Origin of the sequence: Pseudomonas sp. RGM 3321 (assembly GCF_022836805.1) — a bacterium.
Taxonomy (GTDB): Bacteria; Pseudomonadota; Gammaproteobacteria; order Pseudomonadales; family Pseudomonadaceae; genus Aquipseudomonas.
Genome location: NZ_JALHBH010000103.1, coordinates 41251 through 60493, shown reverse-complemented (window position 1 = coordinate 60493; position 19243 = coordinate 41251). Strand labels below are relative to the sequence as shown.

Annotated in this window: 21 protein-coding genes and 1 riboswitch; of the genes, 5 read left to right on the top strand and 16 right to left on the bottom strand. The window is 60.6% G+C overall.

All coding sequences use genetic code 11. The features are described 5' to 3' along the window. Positions 1 to 24: 24 nt before the first annotated feature. On the bottom strand, positions 25 to 624 hold the full coding sequence (locus RGM3321_RS09870; RefSeq protein ID WP_244392908.1) for a DTW domain-containing protein: 600 nt from the start codon (positions 622 to 624) through the stop codon (positions 25 to 27). A gap of 225 nt (positions 625 to 849) precedes the next feature. Between RGM3321_RS09870 and RGM3321_RS09865 the strand changes: the two genes are divergently transcribed. Beyond that, positions 850 to 1143, top strand: coding sequence for a hypothetical protein (locus RGM3321_RS09865; protein WP_244392906.1), 294 nt, complete (start codon positions 850 to 852; stop codon positions 1141 to 1143). A gap of 99 nt (positions 1144 to 1242) precedes the next feature. On the opposite strand, the gene RGM3321_RS28465 is transcribed toward RGM3321_RS09865, so the two are convergent. Then, positions 1243 to 1365 carry a PA1414 family protein gene (locus RGM3321_RS28465; RefSeq protein WP_101165338.1) on the bottom strand — a complete coding sequence of 41 codons (123 nt, stop codon included), beginning with the start codon at positions 1363 to 1365 and terminating at the stop codon, positions 1243 to 1245. 197 nt (positions 1366 to 1562) lie between these two features. Next, positions 1563 to 2927, bottom strand: a complete 1365-nt coding sequence (gene rmuC, locus RGM3321_RS09860) for a DNA recombination protein RmuC (protein WP_244392963.1) — start codon at positions 2925 to 2927, stop codon at positions 1563 to 1565. 747 nt (positions 2928 to 3674) lie between these two features. Between rmuC and RGM3321_RS09855 the strand changes: the two genes are divergently transcribed. The 3 genes from RGM3321_RS09855 (at position 3675) to RGM3321_RS09845 (ending at position 6202) form a co-directional block, all read left to right on the top strand. Beyond that, complete coding sequence (locus RGM3321_RS09855) at positions 3675 to 3980, top strand: hypothetical protein (RefSeq protein WP_058401259.1); 306 nt, start codon at positions 3675 to 3677, stop codon at positions 3978 to 3980. A 480-nt stretch (positions 3981 to 4460) separates the two neighbouring features. After that, a complete protein-coding gene (locus RGM3321_RS09850; protein ID WP_002554588.1) occupies positions 4461 to 4679 on the top strand; it encodes a hypothetical protein in 219 nt (72 codons plus the stop codon). Between the two features lie 248 nt (positions 4680 to 4927). Next, a complete protein-coding gene (locus tag RGM3321_RS09845) occupies positions 4928 to 6202 on the top strand; it encodes an outer membrane protein transport protein (protein WP_244392962.1) in 1275 nt (424 codons plus the stop codon). 240 nt (positions 6203 to 6442) lie between these two features. On the opposite strand, the gene RGM3321_RS09840 is transcribed toward RGM3321_RS09845, so the two are convergent. The 13 genes from RGM3321_RS09840 to cobO form a co-directional block, all read right to left on the bottom strand. Next, complete coding sequence (locus tag RGM3321_RS09840) at positions 6443 to 6994, bottom strand: glutathione peroxidase (RefSeq protein ID WP_244392961.1); 552 nt, start codon at positions 6992 to 6994, stop codon at positions 6443 to 6445. Between the two features lie 61 nt (positions 6995 to 7055). Then, positions 7056 to 7178, bottom strand: a complete 123-nt coding sequence (locus RGM3321_RS28380; protein WP_279613956.1) for a hypothetical protein — start codon at positions 7176 to 7178, stop codon at positions 7056 to 7058. Further along, a complete protein-coding gene (locus RGM3321_RS09835) occupies positions 7175 to 8374 on the bottom strand; it encodes an MFS transporter (protein WP_244392960.1) in 1200 nt (399 codons plus the stop codon). The genes RGM3321_RS28380 and RGM3321_RS09835 overlap by 4 nt, the downstream gene beginning before the upstream one ends. A gap of 105 nt (positions 8375 to 8479) precedes the next feature. Continuing rightward, positions 8480 to 9211, bottom strand: coding sequence for an adenosylcobinamide-GDP ribazoletransferase (locus tag RGM3321_RS09830; RefSeq protein WP_244392904.1), 732 nt, complete (start codon positions 9209 to 9211; stop codon positions 8480 to 8482). A gap of 1 nt (position 9212) precedes the next feature. Beyond that, complete coding sequence (gene cobC / locus RGM3321_RS09825; RefSeq protein ID WP_244392903.1) at positions 9213 to 9785, bottom strand: alpha-ribazole phosphatase family protein; 573 nt, start codon at positions 9783 to 9785, stop codon at positions 9213 to 9215. Continuing rightward, positions 9782 to 10834: a nicotinate-nucleotide--dimethylbenzimidazole phosphoribosyltransferase gene (gene cobT, locus RGM3321_RS09820; protein WP_244392902.1), complete on the bottom strand. Its 1053-nt coding sequence runs from the start codon at positions 10832 to 10834 to the stop codon at positions 9782 to 9784. The genes cobC and cobT overlap by 4 nt, the downstream gene beginning before the upstream one ends. Next, positions 10831 to 11352, bottom strand: a complete 522-nt coding sequence (gene cobU, locus RGM3321_RS09815) for a bifunctional adenosylcobinamide kinase/adenosylcobinamide-phosphate guanylyltransferase (protein ID WP_244392901.1) — start codon at positions 11350 to 11352, stop codon at positions 10831 to 10833. The genes cobT and cobU overlap by 4 nt, the downstream gene beginning before the upstream one ends. Before the next feature lies 1 nt (position 11353). Continuing rightward, positions 11354 to 12814 (bottom strand): cobyric acid synthase, encoded by a 1461-nt coding sequence (locus tag RGM3321_RS09810; protein ID WP_244392900.1) that lies wholly within the window; start codon positions 12812 to 12814, stop codon positions 11354 to 11356. Beyond that, positions 12811 to 13815: a threonine-phosphate decarboxylase CobD gene (cobD, locus tag RGM3321_RS09805; protein ID WP_244392899.1), complete on the bottom strand. Its 1005-nt coding sequence runs from the start codon at positions 13813 to 13815 to the stop codon at positions 12811 to 12813. The genes RGM3321_RS09810 and cobD overlap by 4 nt, the downstream gene beginning before the upstream one ends. Next, positions 13808 to 14716 carry an adenosylcobinamide-phosphate synthase CbiB gene (gene cbiB / locus RGM3321_RS09800; protein WP_244392897.1) on the bottom strand — a complete coding sequence of 303 codons (909 nt, stop codon included), beginning with the start codon at positions 14714 to 14716 and terminating at the stop codon, positions 13808 to 13810. The genes cobD and cbiB overlap by 8 nt, the downstream gene beginning before the upstream one ends. After that, on the bottom strand, positions 14713 to 15363 hold the full coding sequence (gene bluB, locus RGM3321_RS09795) for a 5,6-dimethylbenzimidazole synthase (protein WP_244392895.1): 651 nt from the start codon (positions 15361 to 15363) through the stop codon (positions 14713 to 14715). Before bluB ends, cbiB begins: the two co-directional genes overlap by 4 nt. Next, entirely contained in the window at positions 15360 to 16655 is a 1296-nt protein-coding gene (locus RGM3321_RS09790; RefSeq protein ID WP_244392894.1) for a cobyrinate a,c-diamide synthase, read from the bottom strand. Before RGM3321_RS09790 ends, bluB begins: the two co-directional genes overlap by 4 nt. Positions 16656 to 16680: 25 nt before the next feature. Continuing rightward, positions 16681 to 17292 (bottom strand): cob(I)yrinic acid a,c-diamide adenosyltransferase, encoded by a 612-nt coding sequence (gene cobO / locus RGM3321_RS09785; protein ID WP_244392893.1) that lies wholly within the window; start codon positions 17290 to 17292, stop codon positions 16681 to 16683. A gap of 90 nt (positions 17293 to 17382) precedes the next feature. Then, positions 17383 to 17597: riboswitch (cobalamin riboswitch) on the bottom strand. A 119-nt stretch (positions 17598 to 17716) separates the two neighbouring features. Here cobO and RGM3321_RS09780 point away from each other — a divergent pair. Beyond that, a complete protein-coding gene (locus RGM3321_RS09780) occupies positions 17717 to 19045 on the top strand; it encodes a sorbosone dehydrogenase family protein (RefSeq protein WP_244392892.1) in 1329 nt (442 codons plus the stop codon). The last annotated feature ends 198 nt before the right edge of the window (positions 19046 to 19243 follow it).

Here is a 19243-nt window from a genome sequence, read left to right as displayed (position 1 = left end):
AGTTAACGCCGCCAATTGTGTTCTTTACGCCTGACCGCCGTGATTACGCTGATACGTCTCGCTGCCCATTGCCTGAATCTGGCCTTCGATCAGGGCGTCGAAAGGCTTCAGCAGCGCCTCGAAAGAGCGCGGCGCTTCCAGCTCCTGCAACGCATGAACGATAGCCTCAAGCGTCGATAAGGCGTCCGGGCCCGGCGCTTTGCGCAAGCGATAACGCGAAACCGGAACGGTGCCTGGCGTAACCCTTGGCAGCCCGGCCAGCAAGGGGTTGAGGTGCAGCAGTTTGCGCGCCTTGCGCCAGGTGCCATCCGGCACGACCAGCAACGTGGGCAGCGAGCTCTGCACATAGGGCAGCAACGTCTCGGCAGCGTCACCCGGAAACAGCAAACGCGCCTGATAGCCGGGCGGGTTCAAAAGCGTTTGCAGGTCATCGAATACCTCCCCCACCCGCAACTGCGCATTGACCAGACCCAGTGCGGCCAGTCGCGCCGTATTCAACGCGTGGCTGACTTCATCGGGGTGCTGAAGGATCAACACTCGCGTGCGGCTGTCCAGTTGCGGAATCAAGGCGCAGAGACAATGCGTGGCAGGACGCAGACAACGTTCACAACGGGCGCGGGACATCAATCAGTACTCGGTCAATCTCACAAGGTTAAAGGTACTGCGCCATGCAACGAATCAGCGTTGCCGCCAACCGCCTGTCGAACAGCCGTGCATTTTAAACAAATCATCACCGTAACGGCGGGGCAATCCGCAGCCGCAACGGCGATTTGAGCTAGCCTCATGGGTCTGGGCTGGAGAAATGAAGTACGCCTGTTGTATCTGACAAGATCCACATCAGGGGCTTTCATGAATCGCGAAGAAATCAAACAGAAGGTGTTTGACGCGCTAGGCATCATTCTAGTGGATAAAAGCATGATTCACGAAGGTGCCACCTTCATCGACCTGGCTCTTGAGGACGATGACATAGAGTGCCTGTTCGCGGCGCTGGAGGATGTCTTCAGCTTCGCGTTTCCTGACCAGATCAAGGAACAGGCCATCACAAAACCCGAGGACTTTTCCCTGCACATGATCGTCGAGCTGATTCTGTTGATGGGAGGCGAAGACAACAAAACGAAGGGAGAACCCAGGCATCGGCGTTGAATGCCAGCCTTTGTATCGGGACGCTCCTACGTGTCCCGACTGTGCGTGCGACGAGATTCAGTGTGCGCTCTGCCCAGGGAACAGGGTCAGGCGAGAGGTTTACCGGCGTTGGCGGCGACGATCATCATCGGCACGAACCGGAATGGGCTGCAGTTTTGGTCGTTCTATCAGACCCAATGCAACGCCTGCGTCATGGAGCCATTCTTGCAATTTGCTGTTCATAGAGCCCCCTTGAGGGAAATACCCGGCAGTCAACCTGTACACATCGCTCACTAGAGATCATAGAAGCAATGAACCGTTAGCGGAGTGCTACGGAAAACAATTTTCCGACAGAGCCAATGTGACATTTGTACAGGCTCGCTTCTAGTCTTTGCGACGGACGGCCTGTTACTGAACGTTGCGCCGACGAAGCAAACTGATCATTCAGGCGGACTGATCAGGCCGCCATTGTCAGTCATCGCCCGTTCAAGCAAATCCGCCGGCAGGCTCTTGCTGGCACGCGCGCCCAGCAGTTTGAGTTGCTCGCTGCGGCTGATCAGATTGCCGCGTCCCTCCGTCAGCTTGTTGCGTGCCGCCGAGTAGGCCTTGTCCAGTTGCTGCAAACGGTTACCTACCTCGTCCAGATCCTGAATGAACAACACAAACTTGTCGTACAGCCAGCCGGCCCGCTCGGCAATCTCCCGCGCGTTCTGGCTCTGACGCTCCTGCTTCCACAGGCTGTCGATAACCCGCAAGGTGGCCAGCAGTGTTGTGGGGCTGACAATTACGATATTGCGATCAAAGGCTTCCTGAAACAGATTCGGCTCCGCCTGCAAGGCTGCAGAAAAAGCCGCTTCGATAGGCACGAAGAGCAGAACGAAATCCAGGCTGTGAAGCCCCTCAAGGCGCTTGTAATCCTTGCCCGAGAGACCTTTGACATGATTGCGCAGCGACAGCACATGCTGCTTGAGCGCAGCCTGACCAATGACATCGTCATCGGCAGACACGTATTGCTGATAGGCAGTCAGGCTGACCTTGGCGTCGACCACCACTTGCTTGTCACCGGGCAACATGATCAGCACATCAGGCTGAAAGCGCTCGCCGTCCGGCCCCTTGAGGCTTATTTGCGTCTGATATTCACGGCCCTTTTCAAGCCCGGCATGCTCCAGCACCCGTTCAAGAATCAGTTCACCCCAGTTGCCCTGGGTCTTCTGCCCTTTCAGGGCGCGCGTCAGGTTGGTGGCTTCATCGCTCAAACGTTGATTCAACTGCTGCAGACGCTCCAGCTCTTTCGCCAGCGAAAAGCGTTCACGGGCTTCGTTCTGATAACTTTCCTCGACGCGCTTTTCGAACGACTGGATACGTTCCTTGAGCGGCGTGAGCAATTGCCCCAGTTGCTGCTGGCTGGTTTCCGCAAAACGCTGCTCACGCTCATCGAAGATCTTGCCTGCCAACTCGGCGAACTGCGCGCGCAGCTCATCCCGGGAGCCCTGCAGGTCATTCAAGCGCTGCTGATGGCTGTCCTGCTGTTCACGCAGCTCGGCGTTCAATGCTGCGCAGTGCGCATCCAGACGACGCAACTCGGCTTCTCTGCCAGCACGCTCATGATTCCAGGCCTGCGCTGTTTCGCGAGCGCTATCGCTTTCCTGACGCAGTAACTCGACCTCGCGCCGCAGCGCTGCAAGGTCGGCCTGTTTGGCCGCATTGGCCTGGCTGAGGTCACTGACCTCGTCGCGGCAGGCATCCAGTTGGGCATTTAGGCCTTCCTGCGCCATCTGCGCCATGCTCAGGCGCTCGTCCAGCAGCGCGCTCTCGGCCTGACGAAGCGCCAGACGACGCTGCAACTGCCAGAGCAATGCCAGCAAGGGCACAGCAGCTGCAGCAAGCCCCAGTAACAGGCTGTTCAGGTCCAGTGCCATAAAGACTCCATGCAGGCTGAATCATCGCCAGCGGCAGTGTGGGTAAGCGCGTGATAGTGCAGCAGAAACGTCGTCTTGGGCGAGGCAAGATCAACAGGCGGGGGTTAAATCGGGGGAACGGATTGTACGCGTTTTCTGAAACGTGCACAGCCCCCATTTCGGGGACATTTCAGCCGGGACAATCCACAGAAGCTGTGGATAACTCAGTGGACAACCCCCCTTTAACTCCCGCAAACGCAAGCAGAATGCGGCCTGCGCTCAAACTGACGATTTTTTCACCAGCTAAAAAAAACGATGTTTTTCATTGACTTAATAATTCACCACCATAAATCAAACCCTTAGCCGCGCTTGTGACAGTGATGTGGCAGCTTGTTCAGCTAATGTGCACAACTCCTTGCCGAGGTCCTTTTCAGCCATTTCAGGCATCATATGATTCTTGCTCGATTACATCTTATTCTCAATGAATACGTGGCTTTCAGCAGTCTTTCAGCCGCTGGAATCGGCCTGCCGCCAACGAAGCCCGCACGTCACCAGACACCTTGAAAACAATGCGGGCGACAAATCGTGCATCTCGCGGTCCAACCACTGCCAAAAAAGACCAAATATCAGCCACCAAGGATTCAATGAAGGCCCATGAAGGAGATAGTGAAGTTCTTCCTGCTGCTGTTAGCCGTCTGCATCGTCGCCCTCGCGGCCAGTATTGTCCTGCCACCGCCGGACGGCGGCGTCTTCGCCTATAGCGTGCTGTTGTCGGCAATTGCACTACTGCTGATTATCTGCAGCGACCTGAGCAATGGACGTATCAACAAGGCAGGCGACATCATGCGCGCCATCGAAAGCCGCAAGTCCCTGCGCCTGACCATCGCTGCCTACCTGCTCGGCTGCTCGATGGTCGCATCCGTGACCGTGCTGATCTACCGCCTGGTCGGGCACTGGTAAAATCCATTCAGCGCCGCTTGCAATGCTTCGACATGACGGGTAGCATAGCCGCCGTTAGTACCAAGCTGAAAATCAATTCCGGTCGACAAGTCCCCCGACAGACACTCCTCCATGCGACGAGAATGTTGGCAACAAGGGATCGACCACCTCGATGGTTTCCAGACATGAACCTTTCGCGCTGATGCACCATTTGGGGTGACAGTGCAGTCATGGCTCTCATGGCCTGCTTCAACCAGCCTGCAATTGATCAGGATCTTCACCCGGAGCGTCGAACCTTTGCTCCTGTTGTGTTGCCTGCCCTCCTAAGTACCTACCGGTCAGCCAGAGCGCCATACGATAAAGCGCGCTTTAACTGCCTGTCTCTATTCCAGTCAGGTTCTCCGCCCAGCCAGGCTTTTGTATCAAATGTCGGCCCGCGTTTACTGGAATCTTTATTTATGCACGGTATTGTTCCGTGTTGTTTCAGGAAACACCTTGAATATGAATACTCAAACCCAACACGCAATTCACACATTGACCAACGCTTTTGCCCCGATGAACTGCCTGATCATGGCCGCTCGCAAAGGCTGCTTCAGTTTCACCATCGTCAACGAACACGGCATCGCCCGCCACAGCGAACGCCTGTACCCCGATCAGTACGCCAGCGCCGAACCGCTGCAGGCCGTGATCGAGCGTACCCGTCAGGCCCTCATCGCCTGACGAAAACGCTGCACCGCAAGCCGAAAGCCCCGCACTGCAAAGGCGGGGCTTTTTTTATGCGCGCTTTATAACGGCGGCATTACGCAAGGATAAGGCTCTGGGCCTGCGCTAATTCGCAGGTCCTACTCCTGCGGCGGGATTGTCCTACAAGAATAGCTCTAAATCGGGCTCCTCAGCCTATAGCGCGCCATCGAAAATGTTGGTAATTTTCGAGCGGTGAACAACAAGGAGTTCTAATAATGAAAATAATGACAAAAGCACTGAACCGGACAACGCTTGGACTCGCACTGGGTCTGGCTTCTTCTCAACTGCTCGCTGCCGGCTTTGCCCTCAACGAACAAAGCATCAGCGGCATGGGCACCGGCTTTGCAGGTCGCTCCTCGTCAGCCGATGACGCAAGCACCGTATTCGGCAACCCTGCCGGTATGTCCCGCCTCAAACGTGAACAAATCAGCGTGGGTGCAGCTGCCGTGATCGCCAAGACCGATATCGACAACGGTCGTGGCACATTCGGCGGCAGCAGCGACGGCGACATGGTTCCAGTGGTCGGCGTGCCAATGGGCTATTACGTCAAACCTATCGATGATCACTGGGCATTTGGTCTGGGCGTGTACGTCCCGTTCGGCCTGGTCACTGATTACGAAAAAGGCTTCGCCGGCCGCTACTGGGGCGACAAGAGTCACGTCCAGGTCGTGACCTTCCAGCCGACTGTCAGCTATGCATTCAATGACAAGGTTTCCATCGGTTTCGGCCCGACCATCAACCGTATCGACGGTGAACTGACCTCGGCAACATTGAACGCCGAAACACCGGGCCGCAATGACGGCAAGGTGAAGATCGAAGGCGATGACACCGCAATCGGCTTCAATGCCGGCATTCTGGTGCAGGCTACCGACACCACTCGTCTGGGCCTGACTTACCACTCCAAGGTCGATTACAAGCTCAAGGGCAAGACCAAGATCGAAGGCTCGGGCTTCGGTCCGTTCGGCGGCCAGAAGTACGATGCTTCGCTGGACATCTCCACGCCTGAGTCGGTGGACTTCTCTATCACCCAGCAACTCGACGAGAACTGGACTGTTTACGCAGGCAGTACCTGGACTCGCTGGAGCCGTCTGCAAGACATCACCGTCAACAACGATGGCGTCCCTGCCCTGCTGGGCGGCTCTGCCGGCCCGATCGGCACCATCACCGAAGAACAGAACTGGCACGACACCTGGGCGCACGCCATCGGTGCTTCGTACAAGGTCAATAAAGAGTGGACCCTGCGCACAGGTTTCTCCGTTGATCAGTCGCCGACCAACAACGTCAACCGCTCCCCACGCATCCCGACCGGCGATCGCAAGATCATCAGCTTCGGTGCAGGCTGGAGCCCGACCGACGACCTGACCATCGACGTGGCGTACTCGTACCTGCGTGAAGACGAAACCAAGATCCGCGACTTCAGCACGAGCAAAGGCTCGTACAGCGCCGACTACCGTAACACCGCTCACGGCCTGGGCACTTCGGTTACCTATCGCTTCTGATAAGCGACTGCCAGGCTGAAAAAAAGCCCGCAACCCGTAATGGCCGCGGGCTTTTTATTGCGCGCCTTGAGCTCTCAGACCTGCATTGATTGACTAGCGTGCAGATACTCCGCGTTATTGACTGACTATCGTGCCGACGCTCCGCGTCGGCATGCAGTTCTGGGCGCTCTGCGCCCTCTATGTGGCGCTCCGCGTCACACAAGGCTTCTGCGATGTCAGGTAGATTCAGATAAGCCCGCCCTAAGGCTTCGACGCAATCGCCTTTTCAATGGCTGCGATCAGCTCAGGATCATCCGGCGCGGTCATGCTAGAGAAATTGGCGACAACCTTGCCATGCCGGTCCACCACATACTTGTAAAAATTCCAGCGCGGCGCACTGCTCTGTTCGGCCAGCACCTTGAACAAATGGATCGCATCATCGCCGCGTACGGCCTGCGGCTCGGTCATGGTGAAGGTCACGCCGTAATTGACGTAGCAGACCTTGGCGGTCTCCTCACCATCCTTGGCTTCCTGTTTGAAGTCTTTGGACGGCACACCCAACACCTCAAGCCCCTGCCCCTTGTAGCGCTTACTCAACTCTTCAAGGCCTTTGAACTGCGGAGCAAAGCCACAGAAACTGGCGGTATTGACCACCACCAGCGGCTTGCCAGCAAAGCGTTTGCACAGGTCGATGTTTTCCTTGGCACGCAGCTTGGGCAATTCGCCTTGCAACAACGGCGGACAGTCGGCGGCCAATGCAGCGCCACTCATGGCCAGCAGCAGAAGAGGAATCGAAACAAAGCGAATGTTCATCATGGCGGCCCTGGATAGTGTTGTCGTTTGTCGACACGCTACCCCATGCCAGGCTGTCTGCCTAACAAGCGCCCATTCCCAGTTGCAACGCGGCCAGCCCAACGTGCTGCCAGGCCCACCAGACCAGCCCCAACACCACCGAGCCTGCCAGCAACGCCGCCAGCAGAGGCCAGCGACGGCTCATGCCAGACTGCCCTGCGCCTGCAACCTGGCCACCGGGCGCTCACGCACCGGCCAGTTCAACGCGGCGGCCAGCAGACTCAGCAGTATCGAGACTTGCCAGACGAGGTCGTAGTTGCCGGTGCGGTCATACACCAGCCCGCCCAACCAGCCGCCGAGGAATGCGCCTAATTGGTGAAACAGGAAGACGATACCGCCCAGCATCGACAGGTTGCGCACGCCAAACAGTGTCGCGACCGTGCCGTTGGTCAGCGGCACGGTGGACAGCCACAGCAGGCCCATTGCCACGCCGAACAGATAGGCAGTGGTCTGGCTCAAAGGAACCCAGAGAAACAACACGATCACCACCGCGCGCAACAGATAAAGCGTGGTCAACAATCGAGGTTTGGACATGCGCCCGCCCAGCCAGCCAGCGGTGTAGGTGCCGAAGATATTGAACAACCCGATCAAGGCCAGCACTGTTGTACCGACCTTGGCAGGCAAGTGTTGATCCACCAGATAGGCTGGCAGGTGCACCCCGATGAACACCACTTGAAAGCCACAGACGAAGAAACCCAGTGCCAGCAGCCAGAACCCCGAATGCGAGCAGGCTTCACGCAGCGCCTCGCCCAGCGTCAGCTCGATACCGGTAGACACGCTCGGCGTATCCTTGAGCATGCCCACCAAGGGCAGGATCAACGCCACCATCACGCCCAGCACCAGCAAGGCACCGGACCAGCCCAACCAGCTGATCAAGCCCAATGTGCCGGGCAACATGGCAAACTGGCCGAATGAACCCGCCGCGCTGGCGATACCCATGCCCATGCTGCGTTTTTCAGCAGGCAGTGCACGCCCCACGACACCCAGAATGACCGAAAAAGACGTGCCGGACAGACCAATACCGATCAGCAAGCCAGCACTCAGGGAAAGACTGAGAGACGAGTCAGCCATACTCATGCACATTAGCCCTACGGCATACAGCACACCGCCGACGAAGACGACTTTGGCCGCGCCAAACCGATCTGCCAGCGCCCCGGCAAACGGCTGCGCCAGGCCCCACATCAGGTTTTGCAAGGCGATGGCAAAGGCAAAGACCTCACGCCCCCAGCCAAAATCCGCGCTCATGGGCGCCAGAAACAGGCCGAAACCGTGCCGCGTTCCCAGCGAAAGCGCAAGGATCAACGCGCTGCCTAGCAGAACCCAGCCGCTGGTACGCCAGATCGATGTCATGGTTAAGCTCCCTGCACTTTGCTACATGGTTTTACCTGCGAATCGCGAAACTACGCGCTGCCGGTAAAAGCTGTCAACAAAGCATTGGTAAGGCTGTTAAAGCAGCGCGAGCGTCAGCAGAACTGCCAGCTCCAACAGTTCGAGCAGCGCCCCGGCGGTGTCGCCCGTGCTACCGCCCAGACGGCGCATCATTATGTGCCGCAACCACAAGAAACACGCCGCACAGACCAGCAGCGCCGCTACGCCTGACCAACCGGCCAGCAGCACACACGCTAGCGCACTGGCCAACAACGCCTTACGCGCGGGGCCATGCGGCAGATGATCTGCAAGAGCCTGCCCCAGTCCGCCGGAACGCACGTAAGGTGTGCCCAGAAAAAGCCCAAGCATGGCCGCGCGTCCGATCAGCGGCGCTAACAGCAGCCCGATACTGCTGTGACTTTCGATCAGCGCAAGAATCGCTGCAAACTTGAGCAGCAGTACCAGCACCAGCGTGACAACGGCAATAGGCCCGCTACGCGGGTCCTTCATGATCTGCAAGGTGCGTTCGCGATCACCAAAACCGCCCAGCCAGGCGTCGGCACTGTCGGCCAGACCGTCCAGATGCAGGCCGCCACTAAGCAGCACCCAGACACTGAGCACCAGCGCGGCATGCAGCATGAGCGGCGTACCATTGAGTAGCGCACTGAAACCCAGCAGCAGCGTGCCGAATACCACTCCTACCAGTGGGTAGAACAATAACGAACGCCCAAGCTCTTCCGGGCGCGGCATGCCGGGCAGACGAATCGGCAGGCTGCCGAGAAATTGCAGGGCGATCCAGAACGGCAGCATCTCAGACCTCCGTGAGTACGCCATCAGCGGCGACCTGAATCGACAGCAGTGCACCATGGCCGACCACTACCTGCAACAATTGCTCACGCGGTAGACCACGCGCCTGCGCCAGCAGCAGGCGCATCACACCGCCGTGACTGACCAGCAACACGCGCTCACCGGCATACGCCTGATGCAGACGCTCCACGGCATTCAGTACCCGTGTCGAAAAGTCGCTCACAGGCTCCCCATTGGGCGGCGTGAAGGCGTAGGGATCAGCCCAGAACAGGCCCAAGCCTTCGGCATCGGTCTCCATGAGCTGCGCAGGGCTGTGGCCCTCCCAGTCGCCGAAGTGTAGCTCCTGCAAACCCGGCTCCAGTTGCATGGGCAGCGACAGGCGCTGCGCCAGCTCTTCGGAAAAACGTGCACAGCGCTGCAAGGGCGAGCTGACAATCCGTTCCCAGGGACCGCCATCGGTCACCGCCGCACGCATCTGCTGCCAGCCGAGTTCGGTCAGAGCATCGTCGAGACTGCCGCGCAGACCACCTCCCAGTTCTGTTTCGCCATGGCGCAGCAAGTCCAGACGCAAGGTCATGCGGGGCGATCCGCCACTGCCGCTTCGGCAAACGTTGCCATGCCGTTGTGCAGCTCGCAGGCCAGACGCACCAGCGGCACCGCCAGCGCTGCGCCACTGCCCTCGCCCAGACGCAAGCCAAGGTCGAGCAATGGTTCGGCCTGTAGCGTTTCCAGCAAGTGCCGGTGGCCCGGTTCGGCGCCACGGTGGCCGAACAACAGCCAGTTGCGGCAAGACGGATTCAGACGCACCGCCACCAGCGCGGCCACGCTGCAAATGAAACCGTCGACCAGCGCCACGATGCCTTCCTGCGCACAGGCCAGATAAGCGCCGGTCAGCGCGGCAATCTCGAAACCACCCAGGCAGAACAGGCTGTGTAGCGGGTCGCCGGCCTGCTCGGCATGCAGCGCCAGTGCGCGCTCGATGACACGGGTCTTGTGCTCGATACCTTCAGCGTTCAACCCGGTGCCGGGCCCGACCAGCAACGGCGCGGCACATTCCAGTACCGAGCAGGCGACGGCGCTGGCCGCCGTGGTATTACCGATGCCCATCTCGCCACCGATGAACAGCTCGGTGCCGACTGCCTTGGCGCGCAACACGCTGTCGCGCCCGGCCTGCAGAGCAGCAAGCCCCTGTTCAGCGCTCATGGCTGGCCCGTGGGCGAAATTGGCGGTGCCCGCGCCGATACGCAAATGACGCACGCCTGGCAAATCCAGAGGCGACACGGTACCCAGATCCACCACGTCCAGCTGCGCCGAGAGCTGGCGCGCCAGCACGCTGATCGCTGCGCCGCCGTTGACGAAGTTATGCAGCATCTGGCCAGTGACTTCCTGTGGATAGGCCGATACACCTTCGGCCACCACACCATGATCGCCGGCAAAGATCGCGATCCACAGCTTGTCGGCAGCCGGACGCTCGCGCCCTTGCAGGCCGGCGAGCTGCACCGCCAGCCGCTCCAGTTGCGCCAGCGAACCCGCAGGCTTGGTCAACTGTTGCTGACGGGCCAGTGCCGCCTCGCGCATTGGTACATCGATAGCCTGTGCGGGCTTGAGCCACCAGGAATTACTCATAGCGCGGTTCCTTTCAAAGTCAGGGGCAAGCCGGCAACGGTCAACACGACACGCTGGCAACGCTCGGCCAGCGCTTGATGCAACAGACCGGCTTCGTCGACATAGCGGCGCGTCAGTTCACCCAGGGGCACGACGCCAAGCCCGGTTTCGTTACTGACAAAAATGATTTCGCCCGGCAAACCGGCCAGGCTGTCGAGCAGGGCTTCTCGCTCCTGAAGCAGACGCTCGGGGTCGTCGAGCATCAACAGGTTAGTGAGCCACAGGGTCAGGCAATCGACCAGCAGGCAGCGGTCTGGCCCAGCATTTTCGTGCAGCACCCGCGCCAGCTCGAGCGGTTCTTCGACCAGCCCCCAGTGCTCGGGACGACGGGCGCGATGGCTGGCCACGCGCTGGTTCATTTCGCCATCGAGAGGCTGGCTGGTGGCAATGTAGATCACCTTCAGCGCTGAGTCGGCGGCCAGTTTCTCAGCCAGTCGACTCTTGCCGGAACGTGCGCCGCCAAGGATTAGTTGCAGCATTTCAGTTTGCCTCCAGGCCACACAGTTCGCGAAGCAATGGGCCGTCCAGGTGCTTTTCCACCAGGTCCGCCAGACGCTCAATGTCGCGCTCGCGCAGGGCGTGATAGTCCACCGACTGAACGTTTTCAAGCCCCGCCCAGCGCAACAAGGCGCTGCAGGCGGCGGGCGCTTCGAACAGGCCATGCAGGTAAGTCCCCAGAATCTGTCCGTCGGCACTTTGCGCGCCATCGCAACGCCCATCGTCCAGTTGAACGACAGCCCGTTCCAGCGCCACCCCTGTTGTCACACCGGCATGAATCTCGTAACCGCTGACCTCGGCGTCTTCCAGGGTCAGACGGCCGCGTACGTTGCGCAGTTGTTTTTCCGCCTCCAGCACCGTGCTCATCGCCAGCAGACCAAGACCAGGACTTGAACCGGCTGCACCTTCCAGCCCCAGCGGGTCGTGCACCTGCTCGCCGAGCATTTGCAGGCCGCCGCATATACCCAGCAGCTTGCCGCCGTAACGCAAATGCCGCTCGATGGCGATGCGCCAGCCGTTGCTGCGCAGGTACTTCAGGTCGCTGCGTACGCTTTTCGAGCCGGGCAGAATGATCAGGTCAGCATGAGGAATGTCCTGACCGGGGCCGACGAATTGCAGGTTGACCTGGGGATGCAGGCGCAACGGGTCGAAATCGGTGTGATTGCTGATGCGCGGCAGCACTGGCACCACCACGTTCAGGACCTGCTCGACCTTGTCGGTCTGGCGCTGATCGAGACCGTCTTCGGCCTCCAGGTGCAGATCCATTACGTAAGGCAACACGCCAACCACCGGTTTGCCGGTTCGCGCCTCCAGCCAGTCCAGGCCCGGTTGCAGCAAGGCGATGTCGCCGCGAAAACGGTTGATGATGAACCCCTTGACCCGCGCCTGTTCGCTGGGCGACAGCAACTCCAGCGTGCCGACCAGATGGGCAAAGACCCCGCCGCGATTGATGTCGGCAATCAACAGCACCGGGCAGTCGACCGCCTCGGCAAAGCCCATGTTGGCGATATCGTTGGCGCGCAGGTTGATCTCGGCCGGAGACCCCGCGCCTTCGACCATAATCACCGGATAGCTCAGGCCCAGCCGTCGATGCGACTCCAGCACCGCCTGCATGGCAATCTCTTTATAGCCGTGGTAAGCCACCGCGTTCATGGTGGTGACGGCGCGACCGTGAATGATCACCTGCGCACCTGTATCACTGTTGGGCTTGAGCAGCACCGGGTTCATGTCGGTGTGCGGCTCCAGAAAGCACGCCTGCGCCTGCACGGCCTGAGCGCGGCCGATCTCGCCGCCGTCTGCCGTCACCGCGCTGTTGAGCGCCATGTTCTGCGGTTTGAATGGCACCACCTTGACGCCCTGTCGGGTCAGCCAGCGGCACAGCGCCGTCACCAGTGTGCTTTTGCCGGCGTCGGAGGTGGTGCCTTGTACCATCAGCGTGGTCATGGGTATTCCTTGCGGTATTCAAGCAGGACAGTGTGCAGGCGCAGCCAGTCGGCCTCGTCGCGGGGCAGACCGAAGCGCAGACTGGCGGACTCGGGTGTGCCACCCTGAAACAGACGCAACAATACGCCACGTCGCGCACAGAACTCATAGAGCGTTTGCGCTTCAGGGGTCATCCGCCACTGAAACAGCGCACAGCCACCCTGCGGGCTCAGACCGTACTGGTCGAGCGAGGCCACCAGACGCTCGCGAGCCTGCTCGCTGCGTTCACGCTGACGGGCCTGCCCTTCCTGATCATTGAGGCACACCTGACCGATAATCCGTGTTGGCCCGCTAACCGACCAAGGGCCGATTTCCTGCGCCAGCATCCTCAGCAATACCGGTTCGGCCATGACAAAACCGAGCCTGACACCGGCCAGGCCAAAAAACTTGCCGAACGAGCGCAGCACAATTAGCCCGGTGCGCCACGTCTCGGCAGCCAGGCTCAGGCCCGGCGTGTTATCCATGAAAGCTTCATCGACGACCAGCCAGCCACCGCGCTCGGCCAGTCGCGCATGCCATTCCAGCAGGCGCTCGGCGCTCAGGTGCAGACCGGTTGGATTGTTCGGGTTGACCACCACCAGCACATCAAGAGTGTCGAGAAAGTATTCGACCTCCTGCTCGCTGACCTCACGGACCACGAAGCCGTTCTTGCGCCATGCGTGTGCATGCTCGGCGTAGCATGGCGACAGCACGCCAACCCGACCTCCGCTGCGTACCCGCGGCAACGCTTGAATTGCGGCCTGCGAGCCGGACACCGGCAATAAGCGAGGCACGCCGTAATAACGGCACGCCGCTGCTTCCAGGCCATCATCGGTCTCGGGCAACCGCGCCCAGGCGTGCATCGGGATCTGCGGTATAGGCCACGACCAGGGTGCAATGCCCGTGGACAGGTCCAGCCAGTCGGCCAGTTCGATACCGTAATGCTGCGCTGCGGCGCGCAACCGACCGCCGTGCTCAAGCATAGAATTCAGCTACCACGCAAATGACCAGCAACCATAACCAGACGCCGCGCTGCACCAGTTGCCAGCCGCGATCAATGGAGTCTGCATCGGCAGGCGCACCTTCACCCAGCTGCGGACGCTGATGCAACTCGCCGTGATAGATCGCCGCCCCGCCCAGTTCGACACCCAGCGCGCCTGCGCCAGCGGCCATCACCGGACCGGCGTTGGGGCTGTCCCAGGTTGGCCCTTGGGTACGCCAGCAGCGCAGCGCCAGCCGGGTCTTGCCCAGCAACGCGTAAGTCAACGCCACAAGGCGTGCAGGAAGGTAATTGAGCACATCGTCGATCTTCGCCGCAGCCCAGCCGAAACGCTCGAAGCGCTCGTTACGGTAGCCCCACATGGCGTCCAGCGTGTTGCTCAGCCGGTACAGCACCACGCCGGGCGCACCGGCCACGACAAACCAGAACAGCGCGGCGAACACCGCATCACTGCCGTTCTCCAGCACTGATTCGGTCGCCGCGCGAGCCACTTCGGTGGCATCCAGTTCGCTGGTCTGGCGACTGACCAGATAACCGACCCGCTGGCGCGCCTCGACCAGATCGTCACTGCGCAGCGCTTGCGCCACCGGCTGAACATGCTCGCCCAGGCTGCGCATGCCCAGTGCGCAATACAGCGCCAGAACCTCGACCAGCCAGCCAATACCGGGCAACCAGCTCAGTAGCGTGGCCAACAGCGTCAACGGCACGACGGTGATAACCCAGGCGGTAACGCCATGACTGCGCCAGCCACGGCCACCGCTGTTGAAACGCTGCTCGACCCGACTGGCAAAGCGTCCGAACGCCACCAGCGGATGCCATCGTTTCGGTTCACCGAGCAACGCGTCCAGCGCCACACCGGCGACGCTCAACAGCGCCACACTCATTGACTCACTCCCCATTGATTCTCATACAGCAACTCATGCAGCGGACGCGTCTGCGCCCAGCCTTCCATGACCAGCATGGGCGCAGGATAAAATTCCTTGACCGGCCCCAGACAGATGATCGCCAATGGCTTGGCCCCGTCGGGCATGCCCAGCAGTTCGGCCAGAGCCTCCGGGTCGAACAGCGACACCCAGCCCATACCAAGCCCCTCGGCACGCGACGCCAGCCACAGATTCTGGATGGCGCAGGACAACGAGGCCATGTCCATTTCCGGCAAGGTGCGGCGGCCGAAAATATGCTGTTCACGCCCTTCCATCAGTGCGGCGACCAGCACCTCTGCGCAGTCATTGATCCCTTCGACCTTGAGCTTCATGAACTCGTCGGTGCGCTCGCCCAGTGCCTGAGCAGTGCGGATACGTTCTTCTTCTACCTGCGCCTGCATTTTTCCGCGCAACACCGGATCGCTGATGCGAATGAAGCGCCACGGCTGCATCAGCCCGACACTGGGTGCCTGGTGTGCGGCTTCCAGCAAGCGCGCCAGCAACTCGGGGGCCACCGTGCCGCCGACGAAGTGGCGCATGTCGCGACGCTCGGCGATGGCCCGGTACACCGCAGCCCGCTCTTCAGGGCTGAACGCTTGTTCGGTCATGGTTTGAACAGCGCCGCAATCGCCTGAGGGCAGGAAGGGAAATAGAAATGCACGTAGGACGCGGTCAGACGACCCAGGCGATAGACTGCCTCTGCGCCACGCCCGCCGTTGGGGCTGACGCCACGGGCAATCGGCTGTAACTCGGTGCTGGTCAGCGAATGGTGATACGTGTGGCCATGCAGCGTGCCCTCGGGCAGCTCAACCGCTTGCAAGGCCAGCGCCGCCAGACGCTTCTGCATGACCGCCTCACCGGACAGCAAGCCGACCAGTTCGGCGCGCACGCCCTCTACATCGGTCAGGGCTTCGAGTAAATAAAGCATGCCGCCGCACTCGGCCAGAATCGGCTTGCCAGCAATATGGTGCGCCCTGATCGACGCCTGCATCGTCAGGTTTTCCGCCAGCGCAACGTGGTGCAGCTCCGGGTAGCCACCCGGCAGGTACAGGCTGTCGGCGTCGGGAAGCTCGCGGTCATGGATCGGCGAGAAGAAACTCAGCTCAGCGCCCATGTTCCTCAGCAGGTCCAGGCTCGCGCCGTACAGAAAGGCAAAGGCCTCGTCGCGGGCAATGGCGATGCGCACACCTCTGAGTAAAGGCTCGACCTGAACCGGGTCAGGCGCGGTGAAGGTTACGGCTGGCGGCAAGGCCACTTCGCAGGTACTGGCCAGCGCGGCGGCAGCCATGTCCAGCCGCACGTCCAGATCGTTGAGTTCGCTGGCCTGAACCAGTCCCAGATGGCGGCTGGGCAATTCGAAACCGACTTCCCGGGACAGTGCGCCATACCAGCGCAGGCCCTCGGTCAGGCTGTTTTCCAGCAACTGCGCGTGTCGTACCGTGCCAACCCGGTTGGCCAGCACGCCGGCAAACGGTAGATCAGGCTGATAACGCGCCAGCCCGAGCGCCAGCGCGCCAAACGTCTGCGCCATCGCCGTGCCGTCGATCACCCCCAACACCGGTACGCCAAAGTGGCGGGCCAGATCAGCGCTGGACGGTGTACCGTCGAACAGCCCCATGACGCCTTCGATCAGGATCAGGTCTGCCTCATCTGCGGCTTCCCACAACAGGCGACGGCTTTCGTCGGCACCAACCATCCACATGTCCAGCTGGTAGACCGGTGCGCCGCTGGCCCGCTCGAGAATCATCGGGTCGAGAAAATCCGGGCCGCACTTGAACACTCGGACTCTGCGCCCTTGATTGCGGTGCAAACGCGCCAGTGCAGCGGTCACCGTGGTTTTGCCTTGCCCGGAGGCAGGCGCAGCGATCAATACCGCCGGACAATCACGCGGGGCTCTCATTGCGATGCGCTCAATAATGAAGGGTTCACAGCTCGATACCTTTCTGCGCACGAATACCGGCCTGAAACGCGTGCTTGACCACGCCGATCTCGGAAACCGTATCAGCCAGGTCGATCAATTCGGGTTTGGCACCGCGGCCGGTCACCAGCACATGCTGCATCGGCGGGCGGGCCTGCAAATCACTCAGCACCTGTTCAAGGTCGAGGTAGCCATGTTTGAGAGCGATGTTCAGTTCGTCGAGCACCACCAGACCAATGGCCGGATCGCGAAGCATTTCCTGAGACACGGCCCAGGCGGCCTCAGCGGCGGCGATGTCACGCTGGCGATCCTGGGTTTCCCAGGTGAAGCCCTCGCCCATCACGTGATAGCGCACCTGCTCGGGGAAACGGCGGAAAAACATTTCTTCGCCAGTGCTGTTGCGGCCCTTGATGAACTGCACCACGCCGCACTGCATGTCGTGGCCCATGGCCCTGGCAAGCATGCCGAATGCCGAGCTGCTCTTGCCCTTGCCGTTGCCGGTCAAGACCAGCAGCAGGCCGCACTCGTTGGGTGAGCTGGCAATGCGCTCGTCCATCACGGCTTTCTTGCGCAGCATGCGCGCCAGATGGCGTTCGTCGCGTTCGGGGGATTCGTTCATCCGGGTTCTCCGCTCGTGGCAGTCGACAACAGACGGAAGGACAGCACTGGACAGCACGGCAACGCCCTGCACAGAGCACCACCCTCCGTGATGCCATTGAGTGGTTCAGGCCGGTCTCCGGGCTCATGAGCGGGTTACCCCGGCTGCGCGCCTTCCCATGTCGAAACACAGTGGCGTCAGGCACAGCCTTGACTCATTTACCGTTGCGGGGGCAGCGCCGGGATCGGATCTGTCAACCCACACCGGCTTCCCTGTTTCACCCTGCCAATCGAGGATTGCAGAGCACCTGAAACAAACCGCGAAGGGTAGAGTGTTGGGCTGGGAGCGTCAATCGACACCGTCGCCGCGGAACGTGATTGAACCTAGCGGGTTGGCGGTGCCTCTATCAATTATCGGACCACGCCCTTGTTTATGGAGATTCACCATGTTCAGACTCAGACCCCACTACGCAGTGTTGCTTCTGGTTGCCGGTGGCCTTGCTGCCTGCGGCGAGTCTTCGACCCTGCAAGTCTCGGATGGAACAGGCCCCTCGCCCAAACTGCCGGAGCCCAACAAGACGCTCATCCCGACCGTCAACATCGCCCCTGCCATCGGCTGGGAAAAAGGCGCCAAACCGGTGGCCGCACCCGGCACTCAGGTGGCGGCCTTCGCTGAAGGCCTCGACCACCCGCGCTGGCTGTATGTATTACCCAATGGCGACGTGCTGGTGGCGGAAACCAATTCGCCGGCCAAACCGGATGATTCCAAGGGTATTCGCGGCTGGGTAATGGAAAAAGTCATGGGCCGCGCCGGTGCGGGCGTGCCAAGCGCCAACCGCATTACTCTGCTGCGCGACGTGGACAAGGACGGCGTCGCGGAGACCCGCACGGTTTTCCTGCAAAACCTCAATTCTCCGTTTGGCATGACCCTGGTGGGCAACAAGCTGTATGTCGCCGACACCGACCGCCTGATCAGCTTCCCCTATGAAGCGGGCCAGACCTCGATCAGCGCGCAAGCGACCAAGGTCGTCGACCTGCCGGGCGGTACGCTCAATCACCACTGGACCAAGAACGTCATCGCCAGCAAGGATGGCAGCAAGCTGTACGTAACCGTGGGCTCCAACAGCAACGTGGCCGAGAACGGCATGGACAAGGAAGAAGGTCGTGCAGCCATCTGGGAAGTGGACGCTGCCACCGGCAACCACCGCATTTTCGCCTCTGGCCTGCGCAACCCCAACGGCATGGACTGGGAGCCCAAAACCGGCAAACTGTGGACGGCAGTCAACGAGCGAGATGAAATCGGCAGCGACCTGGTGCCTGACTACGTGACCTCGGTGCAGGATGGCGCTTTCTACGGCTGGCCCTACAGCTATTACGGCCAGCACGTCGACGAGCGCGTCAAGCCACAGAACCCGGCACTGGTCGCCAAGGCGATTGCCCCGGATTACGCAGTCGGTCCGCACACCGCTTCGCTGGGCCTGGTGTTCGCCGACGGCAAGACACTGGCTGCACCGTTCAACGAAGGCTTGTTCATTGGCCAGCACGGCTCCTGGAACCGCAAACCGCACAGCGGCTACAAGGTGGTGTTCATTCCATTCAGCGGCGGCAAACCCAACGGCACCCCGGTCGATGTGTTGACCGGCTTCCTCAACAAGGATGAAAAAGCCATGGGTCGCCCGGTTGGCGTGGTCAATGACCAGCGCGGCGGATTGCTGGTGGCCGACGACGTCGGCAACAAGATCTGGCGCGTGACATCCGCCAAGGCTGCTCAGTAACGCCGAGCCTAGAGGTTTGACGCAGAGCGTTGCACGATAGTTGAGATCATCGTTCCCTACGCTCCAACACTCGGCGTTACACACAAGTCCTGAAGAGCCCGGAATACGTGCCTTTCAGGGTTCTGCCCGAAGGGCGTAGGAGCGAACTTGTTCGCGAAGGCGGTGTTTCAGAAGATGCATTTTCGGCGATCATACAAG

Bases quoted from the DNA above. Each gene is read 5' to 3' on its own strand.
- RGM3321_RS09870 (WP_244392908.1), bottom strand. From the start codon at position 624: ATGTCCCGCGCCCGTTGTGAACGTTGTCTGCGTCCTGCCACGCATTGT.
- RGM3321_RS09865 (WP_244392906.1), top strand. From the start codon at position 850: ATGAATCGCGAAGAAATCAAACAGAAGGTGTTTGACGCGCTAGGCATC.
- RGM3321_RS28465 (WP_101165338.1), bottom strand. From the start codon at position 1,365: ATGAACAGCAAATTGCAAGAATGGCTCCATGACGCAGGCGTTGCATTG.
- RGM3321_RS09855 (WP_058401259.1), top strand. From the start codon at position 3,675: ATGAAGGAGATAGTGAAGTTCTTCCTGCTGCTGTTAGCCGTCTGCATC.
- RGM3321_RS09850 (WP_002554588.1), top strand. From the start codon at position 4,461: ATGAATACTCAAACCCAACACGCAATTCACACATTGACCAACGCTTTT.
- RGM3321_RS09845 (WP_244392962.1), top strand. From the start codon at position 4,928: ATGACAAAAGCACTGAACCGGACAACGCTTGGACTCGCACTGGGTCTG.
- RGM3321_RS09840 (WP_244392961.1), bottom strand. From the start codon at position 6,994: ATGAACATTCGCTTTGTTTCGATTCCTCTTCTGCTGCTGGCCATGAGT.
- RGM3321_RS28380 (WP_279613956.1), bottom strand. From the start codon at position 7,178: ATGAGCCGTCGCTGGCCTCTGCTGGCGGCGTTGCTGGCAGGCTCGGTG.
- RGM3321_RS09830 (WP_244392904.1), bottom strand. From the start codon at position 9,211: ATGCTGCCGTTCTGGATCGCCCTGCAATTTCTCGGCAGCCTGCCGATT.
- cobC (WP_244392903.1), bottom strand. From the start codon at position 9,785: ATGACCTTGCGTCTGGACTTGCTGCGCCATGGCGAAACAGAACTGGGA.
- cobT (WP_244392902.1), bottom strand. From the start codon at position 10,834: ATGAGTAATTCCTGGTGGCTCAAGCCCGCACAGGCTATCGATGTACCA.
- cobU (WP_244392901.1), bottom strand. From the start codon at position 11,352: ATGCTGCAACTAATCCTTGGCGGCGCACGTTCCGGCAAGAGTCGACTG.
- RGM3321_RS09810 (WP_244392900.1), bottom strand. From the start codon at position 12,814: ATGACCACGCTGATGGTACAAGGCACCACCTCCGACGCCGGCAAAAGC.
- cobD (WP_244392899.1), bottom strand. From the start codon at position 13,815: ATGCTTGAGCACGGCGGTCGGTTGCGCGCCGCAGCGCAGCATTACGGT.
- cbiB (WP_244392897.1), bottom strand. From the start codon at position 14,716: ATGAGTGTGGCGCTGTTGAGCGTCGCCGGTGTGGCGCTGGACGCGTTG.
- bluB (WP_244392895.1), bottom strand. From the start codon at position 15,363: ATGACCGAACAAGCGTTCAGCCCTGAAGAGCGGGCTGCGGTGTACCGG.
- RGM3321_RS09790 (WP_244392894.1), bottom strand. From the start codon at position 16,655: ATGAGAGCCCCGCGTGATTGTCCGGCGGTATTGATCGCTGCGCCTGCC.
- cobO (WP_244392893.1), bottom strand. From the start codon at position 17,292: ATGAACGAATCCCCCGAACGCGACGAACGCCATCTGGCGCGCATGCTG.
- RGM3321_RS09780 (WP_244392892.1), top strand. From the start codon at position 17,717: ATGTTCAGACTCAGACCCCACTACGCAGTGTTGCTTCTGGTTGCCGGT.